The organism is Streptomyces manipurensis (genome assembly GCF_049570255.1).
Taxonomy (GTDB): domain Bacteria; phylum Actinomycetota; class Actinomycetes; order Streptomycetales; family Streptomycetaceae; genus Streptomyces; species Streptomyces manipurensis.
Genome location: NZ_CP186950.1, coordinates 1 through 17,635, shown reverse-complemented (window position 1 = coordinate 17,635; position 17,635 = coordinate 1). Strand labels below are relative to the sequence as shown.

The window sequence follows — 17,635 nt, the reverse complement described above, 5'->3', positions numbered from 1 at the left end:
CGACGTGACACCAACTGGGTCCCGCCGATGCTCCCGCCCCCGGCACGAGAACCGCTCAAGTCCCACCGCACCCCGACCCCGCCCCCGCACACCCCGCCCCCGCACACCCCGCCCCGCCCACCCCGCACACCTGCACCCCGCACCCCGCCCCGCGCGTCCCGCCCCCGCACACCCGGCGCCCGCACCCGCCCGCTCGAGACACGCTCGAAGAGCCGTCCACAACCACTCCAGGACCGCTCCATACGCCCTGGCCCGCCCCCCGGGCCCATGCCTACGATTCCCGCACTCACGCCGACGCCACCCGGCTCCACGCCGCGCTCCGAGCCACCACTCGTAGACGCACGCACACACAAGTGAGCCTTGTGGCTATGGCCCGTCTCGCGAGACTGGACTTGACTGTACTCATGACTCAGAACGCGCAGAACACCCAGATCACCCTCGTCATCGGCGGCAACGGCAAGACCGGCCGCCGCGTCGCCGAGAAGCTCACCGCCCAGGGACGCCAGGTCCGCATCGGCTCCCGCACCGGCGAGCCCCCCTTCGACTGGAACGAGCCCGCCACCTGGCAGAGCGCCCTCGAAGGCGTCGACCGCGTATACGTCACCTACTACCCCGACCTCGCCTTCCCCGGCGCCGCCGAACAGGTCGCCGAATTCTCCAAGACCGCCGTCGCCGCCGGCGCCCGCCGCCTGGTGCTGCTCTCCGGCCGCGGCGAGGAAGCCGCCGAGGTCAGCGAGAACAACCTCAAGGCCTCCGGAGCCGACTGGACCATCGTCCGCTCCAGCTGGTTCAACCAGAACTTCTCCGAGAGCTTCTTCCTCGAGCCCGTCCTGGCCGGCGAGATCGCCCTGCCCACCGGCGACGCCGTCGAGGCCTTCGTCGACGCCGACGACATCGCCGACGTCGTCGTCGCCGCCCTCACCGACGACAAGCACATCGGCAAGACCTACGAACTCTCCGGCCCCCGCCTGCTCAGCTACAGCGACGTCGCCGCCGAACTGTCCAAGGCCACCGGACGCGACATCAAGTACATCTCCGTCACCAACGAGGAGTACCGCGCCGTCCTGCGCGAGAACAACCTCCCCGAGGACTTCGCCGACCTCTTCACCATGATCCTCGACGGCCGCAACGCCCACCTCGTGCACGGCGTCGAAGAAGCCCTGGGCCGCAAGCCCAAGGACTTCGCCGACTTCGCCCGCGAAGCCGCCGCCACCGGCGTCTGGAACGTCTGACCACCACCGCACACCCCACCACCGGCACCCACACCGGCACCCACCCCAACACCCCCTGACCGGGCGGCGACTCTGGTACGGCCGCCGCCCGGTACACGGGGCCACCGGAGGGACCCCATGCCCGCGAACAGGACGTACTCCAGCGAAAACGGACTGCGCTCACTGCCCCCGCACTTCCACGGATTCGCCCTGATGCACATCGCGATGCGCCGCGACGCAGCCCGCCTGCGCGCCGCCGCACCCCGCTGGAACGGCGCCGGAACCCCGTGGTGGCACCACCTGCGCGAAACCATCGAATGGCACCACACCAGCGAGGACGACGTCCTGTGGCCCGCCCTGCGCCACCGCGACCGCGACTTCGACGCCCAGGCACGCGAACTCCACGACGACCACGAAGAACTCGACGCCGCCATGCACGCCGTCACCACCGCCATCACCCACCACGGCGAAGGCCTCGTCAAAGCCGCGGCCGCCTTCGAAGACATCCTGCGCGACCACCTGCGCGACGAGGAAACCATCGTCTTCCCCGTCTTCGACCGGCTCGGCGAACGCGCCTACCTCGCCGAGGAACGCAAAGTCGTCGCCAGCGCACCGATGCACGTGATGACCCGCCTGCAACCGTGGATGTTCGACGGCGCCACCCGCCAGGACCTCCACCACGTCCGCGCCACCATCCCGCCACCGGTCCGCCTCCTGGGCGCCACCGTCCTGCAACGCCGCTACACCCGCACCCTGAAGGGAATCCTCACGTGACCACCACGACCACACAATCGGTGACCCTGGTGGCCGCGACCGTGGGCACCGGCCTCATGGCCGGCCTCTACTTCGCCTTCGACATCTCCGTCATGCCCGGACTCGGCCGCGGCGACGACCACACCTACGTCACCGCCATGCGCAACATCAACGACGCCATCGACAACGGCCTGTTCGGACTGCTCTTCCTCGGCGCGTTCCTCGCCACCGGCATCGCCGCCGGCCAGGCACAACGCGGCGGCCACCGCGACACCGCACGCTGGGGCTGGCTCGCCTTCGCCCTCTACGGCCTCTCCCTCGCCGTCACCGCGATCGTCAACATCCCCCTCAACAACCAGCTCGCCCGCGCCGGAGCCGACGCCACCGCCGCCCGCACCCGCTTCGCCGGCCGCTGGACCACCGGCAACATCATCCGCACCGCCGCCTGCACCGCCGCCCTCGCCGCCCTCGGCCGCGCCCTCACCCTCCACGGCCGCCCCCAGCACCCCTGACCCCGCCCCCACCCCCCCACACCCGCGAACCGCGCCCGCTCTCCATCCGTCCCCCGCGGGAGAGCGGGCGCTTCGCCGCGCCCACCCCCGCCCGTCCGACAGGATCACCCCATGGACACCCTCACCGGCCTCCTCGAAGGCCCCAAAGCCCGCGGAGCGTTCCTCCTCAAATCCGTCTTCAACCCACCCTGGTCCCTGCGCGTCGAGGACCGCGCCCCGCTCTCCGTCGTCACCATGGTCCACGGCGACGCCTGGCTCCTGCCCGACCACGCCGACCCCGTCCGCATCCGCCCCGGAGACGTCGCCGTCGTCCGCGGCCCCGACCCCTACACCGTCGCCGACACCCCCGACACCCCCGTCCAGATCACCGTCGGCCCCGAACAGCGCTGCAGCACCCGCGAAGGCGAAGACGTCACCGACACCATGTCCCTGGGCGTACGCACCTGGGGCGACACCTTCCAGGACGCCGGCACCGCCGTCATGCTCAGCGGCACCTACCAGGCCCCCAGCGAAATCGGCCGCCGCCTCCTGGGCGCCCTGCCCACCCTCCTGGTCCGCCCCGCCGAAGCCGCCGACAACACCCTGGTCACCCTCCTGACCACGGAGATCTCCAAAGACGAACCCGGCCAGGAAATCGTCCTCGACCGCCTCCTGGACCTCCTCCTCATCGGCGTCCTGCGCACCTGGCTCGCCGCCCCCTCCAGCGGCGCCCCCGCCTGGTACCGCGCCCAGTCCGACGCCGTCGCAGGCCCCGCACTGCGCCTCCTGCACGAAAACCCCGCCCACGGCTGGACCATCGAGGAACTCGCCCTCAAAGTCGGCGTCTCCCGCGCCTGCCTCGCCCGCCGCTTCAACGACGTCGTCGGCGAACCCCCCGTCGCCTACCTCACCGGCTGGCGCCTGGCCCTGGCCGCCGACCTCCTGCGCGAACCCGACGCCACCATCGCCGGCGTCGCCCGCCGCGTCGGCTACAGCTCCGGCTTCGCCCTGTCCACCGCCTTCAAACGGGTCCGCGGCATCAGCCCCCAGGAATTCCGCACCGGAACCACCCCCGCCACCGCCCCCCAGGGCCCCCGCCGGCCCCTGCACCGTCGTCCTGCCCGCCTGACCCCGGACACCCGCCCGTCACGGGGCCACGGCCGCTACAGGGCCGCAGTCGTCACGGGGGCCACGGCCGCACCCGCCCGCCGCGCAGGCCACGGCAGGGACCCGGCCGTTACCAGGCCGCGGACCCCGCCGCGGACCCCGCCGTGGCCCCCGCCGTGGCCTCCGCCGCGGCCGGGCCCGCGGCCCGGCCCGCCACCGTCCGTGCCACCGCGGTCAGCACCAGACCACCGCCCGCCAGCCACCGCCCCTCGTACACCGGATCCACCGGCACCGGCACCGGCGGACGCAGCACCGCCCGGAACGTCCCCGCGGGCGACAGCACCACCTCCGCGTCCCGGAACCCCAGCCAGATCCCCGTCGCCGGATACCACGCCTTGTACACCGCCTCCTTCGCGGAGAAGAAGATCCGCTCCCACGGCACCGAGCCGTCCGCCGCGGCCAGGGACGCCAGAGCGGCCCGCTCACCCGCCGAGGCGATCAGCCCCAGCACCCCCCGCGGCAACGGCCCCGGCCGGCTCCGCGTCGATGCCCAGCGCCGCCACCACCCCCGCCGGCGCCGCCACCGCCGCACGGTAGCCCTCGCAGTGCGTGATGCTGCCCACCACCCCCGACGGCCACTGCGGCGCACCCCCCGGCCCCGGAAGCAACGCCACCGGCTCCCGCCCCAGCCCCGCCAGCGCCCGCCGCGCACACGCCCGCGCCGTCGCGAACTGCGCCCGCCTGCGTGCTCCCGGCGGCCCTCCATCAACGCCGCCTCCGCCGTGAACAGCACAGCGGGCGCCTCGTCGTCGAATGCCTCCGACGACGCGACGCCCGGCGGGAGAAGCTCCTCGATCATCGCGCGGCGAGTTCGGCCACCGCACCCACCGCCAGCAGCGGACGCTCCAGCGGCAGCATGTGACCCGCCCCCGGCACCGTCTCCAGACGCGCCTGCGGCAACGCCTCGGCCATCACCCGCGCCAACGCGACATCGATCACCTTGTCGGCCTCACCGTGCAGCACCACCGCCGGCACCACGACCGACGCCAGCGCACCGCGCACGTCCCAGCCCCGCGTACAGCGGAAGAACTCCGCCCGCACCCGGGGCGCCGCCGCGGCGAACATCTGCCGGTTCACGTCCCGCACCACCGCATCCACCGCGGCACCCGTCGTCGACCCCAGCAGCCGGCGCCCCAGCCACGGCACCCGCAACGCCCGCGAGAACACCGCACTGCCCATCATCTTCACCTCCCCGTCCGGGGTGTCCTGCCCGTGCGCCGCCGTACCCAGCAGCACCAGACCCCGCAGCCGGCCCGCCGACGGCGACGTCGAGGCGTAGGACAACGCGGCGAACCCGCCGCCCGAATGCCCCACCGACCACCGCCTCCCGCGCACCGGTCTCGCCCAGCACCGCCGCCAGGTCCGCACCCAGCGGCTCCACCGACACTGGAGCACGCCCCAGCGTGGACGCGCCGTGACCGCGCTGGTTGTAGAGCACCACCCGGTGCCCGGCCCGGATCAGCCGGTCCGCGACCGTCCCCCACGCCCGCCGCGAATGCGCCCAGCCGTGCACCAGGACCACGTCCCCGGCCGCCGCCGTGCCCGCCAGCGGAGCCAGCACGCTCACCGCCAGCTCCGCACCGTCGTCGGTCAGGACCCTCAGCTCGTGGGTGACCTCCCCGGCCGTCGTCACCGCCCCACCGCCGACAGCTGCCGGTTCAGCGACTCGAACGCCGCCAGAGTGCCCCGGGAGTGCTCCGCCCCCAGATCGGCCACCTTCGCCAGCACCTTCAGCCAGCCGTGCGGCCGCCCCGTGAAATGCATCGAGATCCGCGTACGTCCCCCCTCCAACGGCTCCAGCAGGAACGACGCCGACGGACCACGGAACACCCCGTCCACGTACTCGATGTCCAGCCGGCGGCCCGGCTCGACCGCCACCGTCCGCGAGGTGAAACGCAGCTTCAGACCGCCCTTGTCCACCCCCTTGGTGTGCACCGTCACCCCCACCCGGGCACCCACCGTGTCCGGCGCCCCGGACACGGCCGTGAAGGTGTTGTGCGGCACCCACCACTGGCCGGCACCGCGGAACTCCGCGACGAGCGCCTCCCACACGGCGTCCGCCGGAGCGTCGATCACCGCCTCGTCGATCAGGTCGTACGTGGTCATCGGGAAAACCCCTTTCGTCACTGGAAAAAGGGACAAGCGGCGGGGGGAGGGGGCACCGACCCCCACCCCCGCCGCCGGCACTTCACGACCGCCCACACCCCGCCGTCAGGCGAAGAAGCCCTGCCCGGGGAGTGAAGAGGTTCTGGGGGTCGAACTTCTTCTTCGCGTTCAGAACCCGCTCCACCGGTTCCCGAAGTGCCTCTTCCAGTCCCGCCGGCGACATCGGGATCGAACCCACCAGGTACCGCTTGGCACCCAGCTCCACCGCGATGTCGTACAGCCGCCGGTTCTGGTCGATCATCCCCTGGATGTTGGGCTCACCCGGGTTGGGGAAACGCAGCAGGTCGAAGAGGTAGACCACCGACTCGTTCGGCATCACCGCCAGCGGCCGCTTGATCTTCGAGGAGAAGAACGGGTAGAAGAGCAGGAACCCGCCACCGAGCGAACTCGCGTCCAGCTCCCGCTCCACCAGCTTCATGAACTGCTTGGTCTTCGACGCCGGAAGGAACATGCTCAGCCACGGCTTGGGCGTGTACCAGTGACCGCCCTCCTTCAGCACCGCCTCGTAGGCGTCCAGACGGAACATGTAGTCCCGGTAGGACACGTCCTCGATGACCGCGTCCGCCCGCACGTCCTGCAGACCGCACAGCAGCTTCTCCCGGTCCGGCGGCGTCGTGTTGTACGTCGCACCGACCTCCAGCTTGTACCGCCAGCCCGACCCGTCCGGCTTCTGCATCATCTCCCCGGCATGGACCTGGAACCGGCCCTCGGCCAGCACCTTCTCCGAGTCCGCCAGATACGCCTCGACCGTGGAGTAGAACAGGCTGAAGATCACCGAACGCTTCGGCGCCGGCACCAGCCGCACCTTCACCCGCACGATGATCCCGACCTGCCCGCCGCCCGACAGCGCCGCGTTGAACAGCTCCGGACGCACCTGCGCACTCGCCGTGACCAGCTTGCCGTCCCCGGTGACGATGTCGATCGACTGCACCGTGTCGCACAGCAGACCGTACTTCTGCACGGTCCCGCCGATACCACCGATGCTGATCGTCCCGCCCACCGAGATGTACAGGTAGTCCGGCAACGCCGGCGGCGTCTTGCCCGACTTCAGCGCCTCGTCCGTCAGCTGACCCCAGGTCACACCGGCCTCGACCACCGCGTGGTCGCCACCGATCGACAGGATCCTCGACATGCCCTTGGCATCGATGGAGATACCGCCCGGCACCCGCGCCTGCCCGTACACCGAGTGCGACTCGATGTCCTGGCCGGTACCGCCCTGCCCGTTCACCGCGACCTTGATGCCGTTGGCACGGGCGTAGTTGACGATCGTGACGATGTCCTCGACACCGCCCGGCCGCAGCACGGCCCACGGGCTCGCTCGCAGCACCGTCGAAGAGATGCCCGAAGTCGTTGGCGAACGAATCCACCACGCCCGGGGTCGTCTCCAGCGTGCCGATCAGCCCCGGCACCGGCACGACGTTCGCGCTGCCGGCGGCCTCCGCGGCCGTCGCCCAGCTCTGGCTCACGGTGTTCCAGCCGACGACCGCGACGGCCGTGGCCGCCATCCCGCCCAGGACCCGGCGACGGGACGGCTCGGCGGCAGTGCCCGCCTCGGTTCTGTGGGTGTTGCTCATCTGACTGCGTCTCCTACTGGTGAGGTACCGGCTTGGTGCTGCGCACCTGGGAAGCGAGCTGGTACTCGCTCAGATCGAGGCGCTTGGTGCCCCGGCGGAAGCGCCAGGTGTACGTCGGGAACACCGAGGTGTTGCGGCCGTTGGCGTCCAGGTACCAGCTGCGGCAGCCGCCCGACAGCCAGACCGTGCCCTCCAGGTGCTTGTCGAGCCGGTCGTTGTAGGCGTCCTGCGCCTCACGCCGCACCTCGATGCTCGCCAGCCCCCGCTTCTCGGCCTGCCGCAGCGCGTCCACCACATAGCGGACCTGCGCCTCGATCATCACCGTCTGCGAGGAATGCCCCAGCGCGGTGTTCGGGCCCAGCAGCATGAACAGGTTCGGGAACCCGGCGACGGTCGTCCGCGGTGTGTGGACCGCCTTCTCATGCTCCCCGCAGCTGCACACCGCCACGGCCCCAGATCCGCCGCGCCACCGGACGGTCGGTGGCCTGGAAACCGGTGCCCAGGATGATGGTGTCGACCTCGCGCTCGACCCCGTCCGCACCCACGATCGACTTCGCCCGCACCTCGGCGATGCCCTCGCTGACGATCTCCACGTTCGGCTGCTGGATCGCCGGGTACCAGGTGTTGGAGAACAACAGCCGCTTGCACGCCACCAGGTAGTCGGGCGTCGGCAACCCGCAGCGCCTCGTCCGCGACCGACTTCTCCAGATGGTCACTGGCCATCTTCTGGACCTTCTCGGCCAGCTTGGGCCGCTTCCAGAAGAACGCCAGGATCTCCCGGCCCCACACGTCGAAGCCCTGCTGGAACTGCTGGTAACCCGGCAGCGACCGCAACAGCGACGTGTGCAGCGCACTGTTGACCTTGTCCGGCTTGGGACCCACCCACGGGGGAGTGCGCTGGTAGAGGTCCAGATGCCCGACCTCCGGCTGGATCGCGGGAACGAACTGGATCGCCGAGGCGCCCGTACCGATCACCGCGACCCGCCGGCCCGCCAGATCGTGATCGTGATCCCAGTTCGAGGAGTGGAACACCTTCCCCTCGAAGTCCGCCAGCCCCTTGACGTCCGGCACCGCCGCCTCACTGAGGTAGCCCGTACCCGTCACCAGGAACTGCGCGGTGTACTCACCCTGGGAGGTCTCGATCCTCCAGTGCCGCTCGCCCTCGTCCCAGCGCGCGGCCACCAGCTCGTGCCCGAACCGGATGTGCGGACGCACCCCGAAACGGTCCGCGGTGTCCCGCAGATACGCATACAGCTCGTCCCGCGAGGCGAACGTCGACTTCCAGTTCGGGTTCCGGGCGAAGGAGAACGAGTACAGGTGGGACATGACGTCGCACGCACAACCCGGATAGCTGTTGTCGCGCCAGGTGCCGCCGACCTCGTCGGCCCGCTCGAACACCAGGAAGTCGTCGATGCCCGACTGCAGCAGCCGCACGGCGGTCCCCAGCCCCGAGAACCCGGTGCCGATGACCGCGACCCGCAGATGCCGGGTCGGGCCCTGACCACCGGAACGCGCCTCGGCGCCCGTACGTGCCCCGCCGTCCTTGGCCGGCTCGAGAATGCTCGTCACGTCGGCCTCCCTAGCGGCGCGTGATGGTGACGCGGAAGTTGTTGAAGAACTTGTCCTCGAGCGTGTACGCGAAGATGTCCAGGTAGCGCTCGAAACGGGAGACGACCTCCTCGCCCTCCATCGCCACCGCCTCGTCCCGGCGCTCCGCCAGCAGCACCAGCCACGCCCGGCAGGCCATCGCGAACGACTCGCGCTCGTTGACGATCTCGTCGATCTCGAAGAGACCCTCCGCCGCCGCACTCAGCTCGCTCAGGTGCGGGATGTGGCAGCCCTCGAACTCCGAACGCTGCAGGAACTTCAGGTCGTCCAGCAGCCCCCGGTTCATCGGCAGCGCCTCGGCCGTCATCGTGTGCAGCACGAACTTCGCACCCGGGTTCAGCGCGCCCGCGACCTGCTGGAAGAAGTACCGGTAGCGCTTGGTGCGCTCCTTCGGCGGCAGGTTGGAGGACACGAAGTGCTCCAGCGCGTTGATGCAGAACGCCGCATCGTACTTCTCGCTGTCATCGGCGACCTTGTAGTCCGCCCAGCTCTGCACCAGCGTCGTGATCCGCGGGTTGTCCAGGCCGGCGATGAACGCCTCCTGGGTACGCGACAGGGTCAGACCCACCGCCTGCTCCGCACCGTGCACGGTGGTCAGACGGTTGAGCATCGTCCCCCACCCGCAGCCGATGTCCAGCACCCGCCGCGCGTCCGGCCGGCGGCCACACCCGCGAGCTCGGCGAACTTGTCGAGCTTGCGCTCCTGCGCCTCGTCCAGGGTGGCGACCAGATCCTCGCCGTCCTCCCAGTAACCGCCGGAGTACATCATCGTGGGGCCCAGCAGGAGCCGGTAGAAATCGTTGCTGACCTCGTAGTGGTGCCTGATCGCATCGACCTCGGGGTCCACCGACTTGGGCGCGACCGTTGTCATCCTGATCCTCATTTCCTGCGTGTCCGGCGGGCCGTCGTTTTCCGAATTCGCGATGAGGAAACCCGATCGCCCGCAAAGCCCGCGCAAGACGCCCCCCGGACACCCGCCCCGCCCGTGTTGCGCGTTCCTTGCGGCCCCGGGGATTTCATCACTCTCGAAAACCAGACACGCACTGCCGAGTTGCATTGCCGAGAGAGGACCGACCCCATGTCGCTGCCCACCATCGAAGAACTGGCGAGCCAGCTCGAGGCCGTCTCGGGTGCCGCGGAGGTCAGCCCCGACGCCCCGCTCCAGCACATCGCGGACGTCGACTCGCTGGACCTGATGGAGTGGCTGTACGGATTCCAGAACCAGTACCCGCACATTCCGGCCGACGAGTCCCTCTTCGCCGACCTCGACGACACCACCACGCTCCGCGACGTCTACGCGAAGATCGTGGACCTCGTCCCGGCCCAGGCGTAGCGGGGGGTGACGTGACCGGCTTCGACATCACCGGGTGGGGCATGTCCGTACCCGAACGCATCGTCACCAGCTCCGAACTCGCGGAACGCTTCGGCGTCGACGAGCACTGGGTCGTCAGCCGCTGCGGCATCCGCGAGCGGCGGGCGGTCGACCCGGGGCAGACCACCGCCTCCCTGGCCGTCGAGGCCGGCCGGCGCGCGCTCGACAAGGCGGGCCTGACCGGCGCGGACATCGCCCACCTCATCGTCGCGACCGCCACGCCCGAGCAGCCCTCCCCGGCGACGTCCGCGTTCGTCCACCACGAACTCGGCATCGCCGGCAGCGCGCACGACGTCAACTCCGAGTGCGCGGGCTTCGTCTACGGGCTCGTCTCCGCCATGGCGCTGATCGCCCTCGACCCGCGCCCGATCCTGCTCATCGGCTCCGACACCCACACCCTGACGGCCAACCCGGCCGACCGGGACCTGTCCATCCTCGTCGGGGACGGCGCCGGAGCCATCGTCATCCAGCCCGGCCCCGAGAACCGGGTCAAGGCCTGGAACCTGGGCGCCGACGGCTCCCGCACCGGCTCCCTGAAGGTCCTCGCCGGCGGCAGCCGCATGCCCACCACCCAGGAAACCCTGGACGCGGGCCTGCACTACGCACAGATCAACGGCAACGAGATCTACCTCAACGCCGTCCGCTACACCGTGCGCACCGTCCGCGAGACCCTCGAGAGCGCCAAGGTCGACGCCGCCGACATCGACCACGTCGTCCCGCACCAGGCCAACATCCGGATCATCAACTCGATCCTCTCGCACACCGGCCTGCGCCAGGAGGCACTGATCACCAACCTCCACAAGGACGGCAACACCGCCTCGGCGTCGATCCCGATCGCCCGCGAACCCTCCAGGAGGGCCGCATCAAAACCGGCGACAAGGTCCTGCTCGCAGGCTTCGGCGCCGGAATGACCTGGGGTTCCATCCTGATGGAGTGGGGTGCTGCGGCATGAGCAAGAACGGTGCGGGCGTACGGCCCGACTCCCCGGTCGCCCTGGTCACCGGCGCCTCCGGCGGCCTCGGCCAGGCCCTGGCGCTGGAACTCGACGCGCTCGGCTGCCGGGTCGCGGTGCACTACAACAGCTCCCGCGAAGGCGCCGAAACCGTCCGGGACAAACTCACCAACCCCTCCGTCCTGGTCACCGGCGACGTCGGCTCGTGGGAGGCCACCCAGGCCATCCACGCGCAGATCACCGCCGAACTCGGACCCGTCGACGTCCTGGTCAACAACGGGGCCATCCGCAAGGACAGCCTCATGGCCATGCAGAACCCCGCCGACTGGGCACAGGTCATCCAGACCAACCTCATCGGCTCCTTCCACACCGCCCGCGCCAGCGTGCCCCACATGCTGCGCCGGAGGTGGGGCAGGGTGGTCAACGTCGTCTCGCCGTCCGGGATCATCGCCACCGCCGGCCAGACCGCCTACTCCGCGTCCAAGGCGGGCCTGATCGGCTTCACCCGCACCCTCGCCGCCGAATGCGGCCGGCGCGGCGTGACCGTCAACGCACTGTCCCCCGGATTCATGATCACCGGCATGACCAACACCCTGCCCGACCGGGTGATCGAGGGCATGGAGGACAAGGCGCCGATCCCGCGCTTCGTCACCGTCGAAGAGGTCGCCCGCAGCATCGGCCTCTTCCTCGACCAGGACTGCATGACCGGCCAGGTCCTCTCCATCGACAGCGGAGTCTCCATCACCTGAGCCCCACCGCACCCTCCCCGGCCCCGGCCCCCCACCCCCACGAGGGAGGCCGGGGCCGACCCGTACCCGCCCCGCACACCTGCCCGCCCCGCCCGCAGGCGCCCCTGACGGCCCGCCGGCCGCAAGCCTGCACAGGGCCGCGGTGGGGCAGGGCGCCCGGGCACACCAGCCGCCGCCGCGCACCAGCGCGACGGCGGCTTCCCGCCTCCCGGACCGGGATCAGGCAGCGGGGGAGGAGCCCACCCGGTGCGTCACACACCCGTGCTCGGTCAGCGAACACGGCCGCGGCACCGGCACCCGGTGGTCCATCTCGAACACCCCCATCAGCACCGGATCCAGACACGTCACCGCACGCGACGCCGGCCGCGGCTCCGGAGTGCGCAGCAACTCCAGAGACGCCGCCTCCGTCTCCGGCGCCGGATCGATTCCCAGCTCCTCCGCCAGCACCTCCCGCAACTGCTGGTAACTGCGCAGCGCCTCCGCCCGGTTGCCCGCCCTGGTGTGCGCGGCCATCCGGCACCGGTAAGCGCTCTCACGGAACGGAGCCCGGCGCACCGCCTCCTCCGCGTACCGCAGCGCATGGTGCTCGTCACCCAGCGCCGACGACGAAAGACTCGCCGTCTCCAGAGCCTTCAGACGCAGCTCCTCCAGCTGCTCGCGCACCGCGTCGACCCACTCGCCCTCGTGCGAGGGCAGGAACGAACCCCGCAGGTTCGACACCGCACCCGCCGCGAGCTGCTGCGCCACCGCGAAGGCACCCTCCGCGTACGCCTCCGCGGCCTCGCTCACCGCGGTCTCGGCGACCTCCACGTCCACCGCGGCGTCCTGCGGCACCCGCAGGATGTACCGGCCGCCCTGCGCGACCAGGGGAGTGACCCCCGGCCGGTCCTGAGGCGTCGTCACGAACGTACGCACCCGGCTCACCAGGCTCCGCAACGCCGACGCCCAGGTGTCCGGCAGGCCCTCGGGCCAGACGGTTTCGGCCAGCTGGTCACGGTCGGTACCGCCGGCCCGCTCCAGGAGCAGCCGGGCGAACGCGACCTGCGCCTGTGCGCTCGAGAGGTGTTGAGGCGGTGCTCCGTCCGGCTCGATCGTGACAAGACCTATGAGTCTGATCAGCACTATGCACTCTCCGAAACGGTCGGCTTCCGGCCGTGTCCCCCAGAAGTTTGTGCGATTCGAAGGATACCGGCGGGACTTCTCGGCATGTCAACAGCAGCCGACGAACCGTCACCACCCCACAAAACCCCAGGTCGACGCATTCCCCTTCGCAATTCGAGGACGGCTCCGGCCACGCTCCAGCCCGCCTGTGGCCGCGCTCTTGCGCCGCTATTGCGCCCCCCGAGCCTTAATGGAATTCCACTAGAGCCCGGCCGGAGAAACGACGGGGCGCCGACGGCAAGTTCTGTCTCCGCCGGACGATCGCGACGAGGAGAAACACGTGAACGCATCCGAAGCATGGGAGCGGCTCCAGCCGAAGCTGGCCTACTTCCGCGACCGCGTCCGGTCCCTGGAGTACGAGCCCAACCGCAAGAACAGCTTCGTGGCCTACACCGCCGAGCGGGACTCCGCCTACGCCGACCAGGACGGCCGCCGCCTGCTGATGATGTCCGGCTACTCCTACCTCGGCCTCGCCGGCGACGAGCGGGTCGTCTCCGCCGCCAAGGCCGCCGTCGACCGCTACGGCACCGGCAACCACGGGGTGCGCGCCCTGGCCGGCACCACCCCCCTGCACGAGGAGCTGGAGGCCGAGGTCGCCAAGGTCGCCGGCCGCGAACGCGCCCTGGTCTTCGGCTCCGGCTACGCCGCCAACGTCGGCACCGTCGGCGCCATCGTCGGCCCCGGCGACACCGTCTTCATCGACAAGTACGACCACGCCAGCATCGTCGACGGCTGCAAGCTCTCCGGCGCCACCGTCACCCGCTTCCGCCACAACGACGTCGCCCACCTCGAGCGCCGCCTGGCCGCCGCCCCCGACACCGGCGTCCGCCTCGTCATCGTCGACAGCGTCTACTCCATGGACGGCGACATCGCCCCCCTGGTCGACCTGCGCAAGGTCTGCGACGCCCACAACGCCCTCCTCATGGTCGACGAGGCCCACGCCCTCGGCGTCATCGGCGCCACCGGCAAGGGCATCGAGGAGCACTTCCACCACGAGGTCAAGGTCGACATCAAGCTCGGCACCCTTCTCCAAGGCCATCCCCTCCATGGGCGGCTGGGTCGCCGGATCCGCCGAACTCATCCACCACCTGCGCTACGCCGCCCGCCCCTTCCTCTTCTCCGCCGCCCTCGGTGGAGCACAGACCGGCGCCGCCCTGGAGTCCCTGCGCATCATGCAGCGCGAACCCCAGCGCGTGGACTTCATCCAGCGCGAGTCGGCCCGCTTCCGCGGCCTGCTCAACGACGCCGGCATCAGCACCGTCGACAGCGAGACCGCCGTGGTCCCCGTCATCGCCGGCTCCGACGAGTCCGCCTACGACCTGGCCACCACCTACCGCAAGAACGGTGCGATCGGACTGCCCGTGGTCACCCCGGCCGTCCCCAACGACCTGGCCCGGCTGCGCATCGCCACCACCGCCGCCGACACCGCCTCCGACATCACCTTCGCCGCCGAGGCCCTCATCGACTCCGCCCGCGAGTGCCGCATCATCTGACCCCCGCCCGGCACCCCGCACCCCCGGCACGCCGTACCACCCCCAGACCCCGCACCACCCAGTCCGCCCAAGGGAGCAGACATGCCTGGACCGTCCAGGGGCAGCTCGACCCAACCGCCCGTCGCCATCACCGGCATGGGCGTGGTCACCCCCGGCGGGTGCACCCCGGACGAGCTGTGGCACACGCTGCGGGCCGGCCGGTCCACCGCCGCCGCCCTCACCCACATCGACCTCAGCCGCCACCGGGTCCGCATCGGCTGCCGCGTCCGCGGCCTGGAGACCCTCACCGCACTCGTCCCGGCCAAGGACGCCCGCCGGATGGACCCCTTCGCCCACTACGGCACCGCCGCCGCCCTCGCCGCCCACGCCGACGCCGGATCACCCACCGCCGAACCCGGCCGCACCGCGATCGTCGTCGGCAACGCCGTCGGCGGACGCGCCACCAGCGACCTGGAGTCCGCCCACTTCACCGAAGGCGGCCCGGCCCGCGTCAACCCGCTCATGCCGCTGATGACCATGCCCAACGCCGCCGCCGCCCAGATCGCCATCCGGCTCGGCTGGAGCGGACCCGCCCTGACCGTCGCCCACACCTGCGCCAGCGGCGCCGACGCCATCGGCCACGCCCTGATGCTCCTGCAGACCGGCCGCGCCGACCTGGTCATCGCCGGCGGCACCGAACACACCCTCACCCCCGTCACCCTGGCCGTATTCGGCAACCTCAGCGCGGTCTCCTTCCGCAACGACGACCCCGAACACGCCTCACGCCCCTTCGACAAGGACCGCGACGGATTCGTCATGGGCGAAGGAGCCGGATTCGTCGTCCTGGAACGCCTCGAAGACGCCCGCGCCCGCGGCGCCACCACCTACGGCCTGGTCGCCGGATACGCCGCCACCGCCGACGCCCACCACCTCGCGATGCCGCTGCCCGACGGCGCCGGAGCCGCCGCCGCCATGGCCGGCGCCATCGCCGACGCCGGACTCACCCCCGCCGACATCGTCCACGTCAACGCGCACGGCACCTCCACCCCCTACAACGACCGCTCCGAAGCCGCCGCCCTCACCAAGGTCTTCGGCACCGCCCAACCCCCCGTCACCGCACCCAAGTCGGTCATCGGCCACCTCATCGGCGCCGCCGGAGCCGTCGAACTCGTCGCCACCGTGCAGGCCATGCGCCACTGCGAGGTCCCGCCCACCGCCAACCACGAACAGCAGGAGCCAGGAATGGACATCGACGTCGTCCACGGCACACCCCGCCCCGTACGCCCGGGACCCGCCCTCACCAACTCCTTCGGGTTCGGCGGCCACAACTCCTCCCTGGTGGTGACGCCGGTATGACCCTCCTGTCGCTGCCCAGCCCGGTCCGCACCCTGACCGTCACCGAACCCGAGATCACCGACTACCGAGGCGCCGCCCGCCCCGGCCTGCCCACCGCCCGCCCCGGCCAGGCGTCCCCCGTCCACACCTTCGTCCTCGCCCACACCGTCGCCGAACAGACCGTCGCCGCCCTGACCGCCGCCGAACCCGGACCCGTCTCCGTCGTCCACCTCGGCCAGGACATCCGCACCCTGCGCCCGGTCCGCCCCGGCGAACAGGTCACCGTCGCCCTCGAAGTCGCCGGCATCCGCAAGGAGCCCCGCGGCGCCCGCATCGCCCTGCACGTCCGCCTCACCGGCGAGGACGGCCCGGCACCCTTCGCCGAACTGGTCATCTCCGCCCTCCTGGTCGGCGCGAGCACCCTGGAACCCTTCGGCGACGTCACCGCCGCCCCGCCCGCCCCCGCCCCGCAGGGAGCCGGCACCCCCCAGAGCGCCGTACACCACCTGACCACCGACTGGATCAGCTCCTACGCCCACGCCTCCGGCGACCTCAACCCCATCCACCTCGACGAGGACGCCGCCCGCGCCGCCGGCTTCGACACCGTCATCGCCCACGGCATGAGCGTCGTCGCCCTCGCCGTGGAGGAGAGCGTCGACCGGTTCGCCGCCGGCGACTCCGCCCGCGTCCGCGGCCTGGGCTGCCCGTCCTCCGCCCCCGTGCCCCCCGGCGTCCCCCTCGAGATCGCCCTGCAGCCCGACACCACCGCCCGCGTCGTCCGCTTCACCGCCAAGACCCCCGCCGGCACCGCCGTGAAGTCCGGCTGGATCGAGCTCGCCGACCCCGCGAGGCAGGCCCGCGATGAGCACACCCCACACCCCGGCCCCCACCGTCGAACTCGGCCTCCTGGGCGGATTCCTCACCCAGGTCCGCGACCGCCCCCACGCCACCGCCCTGCTCTTCAACGGCCAGGAGACCACCTACCGCGAGCTGTACGAGCAGGCCGGCCGCGAACGCGACCGCCTCGCCCGCCTCGACCTCGACCCCACGACCCCCGTCGGCGTCCTCGCCGACAAGTCCCCGGCCGCCGTCGCCCTCGTCCTGGCCTGCCTGCTGTCCCACCGGCCGCTGCTGCTGCCCTCACCCGCCCTCGCCGACACCCTCCTGGCCGACCTCTTCGCCCAGGCCGGCTGCACCCACGTCCTGGCCCCCGGCGGCCAGGCGGCCCGCGTCACCCCCAACCCCGACACCCCCGCCCGCCCCCTCCCGCCCGCCGAAGCGGCCCGCACGGCCCTGATGCTCACCACCTCCGGGTCCACCAGCCTCCCCAAGATCGTCCCCCTGGGCCTGGACGCCGTCGACCGCTTCACCCGCTGGGCCGCCGGCGCCTTCACCATCGGACCCGGCCGCACCGTCCTGAACTACGCACCCCTCAACTTCGACCTCTGCCTCCTGGACGTGTGGACCTCCCTCGCCCGCGGCGCCCGCGTCGTCCTCGTCGACCCCGCCCTCGCCGCCCACGGCCGCCACCTGCGCGACCTGGTCCTGCGCCACGACGTCGACGTCATCCAGGCCGTCCCCATGGCCTTCGGACTCCTCCAGGACGCCGCCGCCAAGACCGGCGA

Annotated in this window: 21 protein-coding genes and 4 pseudogenes; 14 read left to right on the top strand and 11 right to left on the bottom strand. The window is 71.5% G+C overall.

Going from position 1 to position 17,635, the window contains the following annotated elements; translation table 11 throughout:
• Positions 1 to 404 precede the first annotated feature (404 nt).
• From ACPU2J_RS00125 to ACPU2J_RS00110, 4 genes and pseudogenes are all read left to right on the top strand, one after another.
• Complete coding sequence (locus ACPU2J_RS00125) at positions 405 to 1,232, top strand: NAD(P)H-binding protein (RefSeq protein WP_361601004.1); 828 nt, start codon at positions 405 to 407, stop codon at positions 1,230 to 1,232.
• A gap of 117 nt (positions 1,233 to 1,349) precedes the next feature.
• Positions 1,350 to 1,985: a hemerythrin domain-containing protein gene (locus tag ACPU2J_RS00120; protein ID WP_423832396.1), complete on the top strand. Its 636-nt coding sequence runs from the start codon at positions 1,350 to 1,352 to the stop codon at positions 1,983 to 1,985.
• Positions 1,982 to 2,476 (top strand): DUF1772 domain-containing protein, encoded by a 495-nt coding sequence (locus ACPU2J_RS00115; RefSeq protein WP_361601010.1) that lies wholly within the window; start codon positions 1,982 to 1,984, stop codon positions 2,474 to 2,476. The genes ACPU2J_RS00120 and ACPU2J_RS00115 overlap by 4 nt, the downstream gene beginning before the upstream one ends.
• 111 nt (positions 2,477 to 2,587) lie before the next feature.
• Positions 2,588 to 3,526, top strand: a pseudogene (locus ACPU2J_RS00110) (AraC family transcriptional regulator); the annotation flags it as partial.
• A 166-nt stretch (positions 3,527 to 3,692) separates the two neighbouring features.
• Here the strand turns inward: ACPU2J_RS00110 and ACPU2J_RS00105 are convergent.
• The 6 genes and pseudogenes from ACPU2J_RS00105 to ACPU2J_RS00080 form a co-directional block, all read right to left on the bottom strand.
• Positions 3,693 to 4,073: a 4'-phosphopantetheinyl transferase superfamily protein gene (locus ACPU2J_RS00105; protein ID WP_423834908.1), complete on the bottom strand. Its 381-nt coding sequence runs from the start codon at positions 4,071 to 4,073 to the stop codon at positions 3,693 to 3,695.
• A complete protein-coding gene (locus ACPU2J_RS00100) occupies positions 4,045 to 4,446 on the bottom strand; it encodes a hypothetical protein (RefSeq protein ID WP_423832395.1) in 402 nt (133 codons plus the stop codon). The genes ACPU2J_RS00105 and ACPU2J_RS00100 overlap by 29 nt, the downstream gene beginning before the upstream one ends.
• A complete protein-coding gene (locus ACPU2J_RS00095; protein ID WP_423832394.1) occupies positions 4,418 to 4,936 on the bottom strand; it encodes an alpha/beta fold hydrolase in 519 nt (172 codons plus the stop codon). The genes ACPU2J_RS00100 and ACPU2J_RS00095 overlap by 29 nt, the downstream gene beginning before the upstream one ends.
• Positions 4,937 to 4,994: 58 nt before the next feature.
• Positions 4,995 to 5,135: pseudogene (locus tag ACPU2J_RS00090) on the bottom strand (alpha/beta fold hydrolase); the annotation flags it as partial.
• Positions 5,136 to 5,251: 116 nt separating this feature from the next.
• Positions 5,252 to 5,728: an SRPBCC family protein gene (locus tag ACPU2J_RS00085; RefSeq protein ID WP_423832393.1), complete on the bottom strand. Its 477-nt coding sequence runs from the start codon at positions 5,726 to 5,728 to the stop codon at positions 5,252 to 5,254.
• Between the two features lie 82 nt (positions 5,729 to 5,810).
• Complete coding sequence (locus tag ACPU2J_RS00080; protein WP_423832392.1) at positions 5,811 to 7,115, bottom strand: FAD-binding protein; 1,305 nt, start codon at positions 7,113 to 7,115, stop codon at positions 5,811 to 5,813.
• A 23-nt stretch (positions 7,116 to 7,138) separates the two neighbouring features.
• Here ACPU2J_RS00080 and ACPU2J_RS00075 point away from each other — a divergent pair, with 23 nt between their 5' ends.
• Entirely contained in the window at positions 7,139 to 7,366 is a 228-nt protein-coding gene (locus ACPU2J_RS00075; protein WP_423832391.1) for a hypothetical protein, read from the top strand.
• 9 nt (positions 7,367 to 7,375) lie between these two features.
• Here ACPU2J_RS00075 and ACPU2J_RS00070 read toward each other — a convergent pair whose 3' ends face one another.
• From ACPU2J_RS00070 to ACPU2J_RS00055, 4 genes are read right to left on the bottom strand one after another with little or no spacing between them, the layout of a single operon-like run.
• Positions 7,376 to 7,729, bottom strand: a complete 354-nt coding sequence (locus ACPU2J_RS00070) for a hypothetical protein (protein WP_423832390.1) — start codon at positions 7,727 to 7,729, stop codon at positions 7,376 to 7,378.
• The gene (locus tag ACPU2J_RS00065; protein ID WP_423832389.1) at positions 7,681 to 8,931 is read right to left on the bottom strand and encodes a flavin-containing monooxygenase; all 1,251 of its coding nucleotides are present in this window, start codon (positions 8,929 to 8,931) and stop codon (positions 7,681 to 7,683) included. The genes ACPU2J_RS00070 and ACPU2J_RS00065 overlap by 49 nt, the downstream gene beginning before the upstream one ends.
• 10 nt (positions 8,932 to 8,941) lie before the next feature.
• Complete coding sequence (locus ACPU2J_RS00060) at positions 8,942 to 9,610, bottom strand: class I SAM-dependent methyltransferase (protein WP_423832388.1); 669 nt, start codon at positions 9,608 to 9,610, stop codon at positions 8,942 to 8,944.
• The gene (locus ACPU2J_RS00055; protein WP_423832387.1) at positions 9,565 to 9,840 is read right to left on the bottom strand and encodes a class I SAM-dependent methyltransferase; all 276 of its coding nucleotides are present in this window, start codon (positions 9,838 to 9,840) and stop codon (positions 9,565 to 9,567) included. The genes ACPU2J_RS00060 and ACPU2J_RS00055 overlap by 46 nt, the downstream gene beginning before the upstream one ends.
• Before the next feature lie 207 nt (positions 9,841 to 10,047).
• On the opposite strand from ACPU2J_RS00055, the gene ACPU2J_RS00050 reads away from it, so the two are divergent.
• The 4 genes from ACPU2J_RS00050 to ACPU2J_RS00035 are packed head-to-tail and all read left to right on the top strand — an operon-like array spanning position 10,048 to position 12,042.
• Positions 10,048 to 10,302: a hypothetical protein gene (locus ACPU2J_RS00050; protein WP_030390264.1), complete on the top strand. Its 255-nt coding sequence runs from the start codon at positions 10,048 to 10,050 to the stop codon at positions 10,300 to 10,302.
• A gap of 11 nt (positions 10,303 to 10,313) precedes the next feature.
• Positions 10,314 to 11,252, top strand: coding sequence for a 3-oxoacyl-ACP synthase III family protein (locus ACPU2J_RS00045; RefSeq protein WP_423832386.1), 939 nt, complete (start codon positions 10,314 to 10,316; stop codon positions 11,250 to 11,252).
• Entirely contained in the window at positions 11,225 to 11,293 is a 69-nt protein-coding gene (locus ACPU2J_RS00040; RefSeq protein WP_423834907.1) for a hypothetical protein, read from the top strand. Before ACPU2J_RS00045 ends, ACPU2J_RS00040 begins: the two co-directional genes overlap by 28 nt.
• Positions 11,290 to 12,042 carry an SDR family NAD(P)-dependent oxidoreductase gene (locus ACPU2J_RS00035; protein WP_361601037.1) on the top strand — a complete coding sequence of 251 codons (753 nt, stop codon included), beginning with the start codon at positions 11,290 to 11,292 and terminating at the stop codon, positions 12,040 to 12,042. Before ACPU2J_RS00040 ends, ACPU2J_RS00035 begins: the two co-directional genes overlap by 4 nt.
• Before the next feature lie 219 nt (positions 12,043 to 12,261).
• On the opposite strand, the gene ACPU2J_RS00030 is transcribed toward ACPU2J_RS00035, so the two are convergent.
• The gene (locus tag ACPU2J_RS00030) at positions 12,262 to 13,164 is read right to left on the bottom strand and encodes an AfsR/SARP family transcriptional regulator (protein WP_423832385.1); all 903 of its coding nucleotides are present in this window, start codon (positions 13,162 to 13,164) and stop codon (positions 12,262 to 12,264) included.
• A gap of 481 nt (positions 13,165 to 13,645) precedes the next feature.
• Between ACPU2J_RS00030 and ACPU2J_RS00025 the strand changes: the two are divergent.
• The 5 genes and pseudogenes from ACPU2J_RS00025 to ACPU2J_RS00005 form a co-directional block, all read left to right on the top strand.
• Positions 13,646 to 14,107 (top strand): annotated as a pseudogene (locus ACPU2J_RS00025) (aminotransferase class I/II-fold pyridoxal phosphate-dependent enzyme); the annotation flags it as partial.
• 142 nt (positions 14,108 to 14,249) lie between these two features.
• Entirely contained in the window at positions 14,250 to 14,696 is a 447-nt protein-coding gene (locus tag ACPU2J_RS00020; protein WP_423832384.1) for an aminotransferase class I/II-fold pyridoxal phosphate-dependent enzyme, read from the top strand.
• A gap of 81 nt (positions 14,697 to 14,777) precedes the next feature.
• Positions 14,778 to 16,031 carry a beta-ketoacyl-[acyl-carrier-protein] synthase family protein gene (locus tag ACPU2J_RS00015; protein WP_423832383.1) on the top strand — a complete coding sequence of 418 codons (1,254 nt, stop codon included), beginning with the start codon at positions 14,778 to 14,780 and terminating at the stop codon, positions 16,029 to 16,031.
• A pseudogene (locus ACPU2J_RS00010) lies at positions 16,028 to 16,750 on the top strand (MaoC/PaaZ C-terminal domain-containing protein); the annotation flags it as partial. The gene ACPU2J_RS00015 and the pseudogene ACPU2J_RS00010, both read left to right, overlap by 4 nt.
• A 121-nt stretch (positions 16,751 to 16,871) precedes the next feature.
• Positions 16,872 to 17,635: AMP-binding protein (locus ACPU2J_RS00005; RefSeq protein ID WP_423832381.1), on the top strand; the 764-nt coding region annotated here is incomplete at its 3' end.

Bases quoted from the DNA above. Each gene is read 5' to 3' on its own strand.
- ACPU2J_RS00125 (WP_361601004.1), top strand. From the start codon at position 405: ATGACTCAGAACGCGCAGAACACCCAGATCACCCTCGTCATCGGCGGC.
- ACPU2J_RS00120 (WP_423832396.1), top strand. From the start codon at position 1,350: ATGCCCGCGAACAGGACGTACTCCAGCGAAAACGGACTGCGCTCACTG.
- ACPU2J_RS00085 (WP_423832393.1), bottom strand. From the start codon at position 5,728: ATGACCACGTACGACCTGATCGACGAGGCGGTGATCGACGCTCCGGCG.
- ACPU2J_RS00070 (WP_423832390.1), bottom strand. From the start codon at position 7,729: ATGCTGCTGGGCCCGAACACCGCGCTGGGGCATTCCTCGCAGACGGTG.
- ACPU2J_RS00055 (WP_423832387.1), bottom strand. From the start codon at position 9,840: ATGACAACGGTCGCGCCCAAGTCGGTGGACCCCGAGGTCGATGCGATC.
- ACPU2J_RS00050 (WP_030390264.1), top strand. From the start codon at position 10,048: ATGTCGCTGCCCACCATCGAAGAACTGGCGAGCCAGCTCGAGGCCGTC.
- ACPU2J_RS00035 (WP_361601037.1), top strand. From the start codon at position 11,290: ATGAGCAAGAACGGTGCGGGCGTACGGCCCGACTCCCCGGTCGCCCTG.
- ACPU2J_RS00020 (WP_423832384.1), top strand. From the start codon at position 14,250: ATGGGCGGCTGGGTCGCCGGATCCGCCGAACTCATCCACCACCTGCGC.
- ACPU2J_RS00015 (WP_423832383.1), top strand. From the start codon at position 14,778: ATGCCTGGACCGTCCAGGGGCAGCTCGACCCAACCGCCCGTCGCCATC.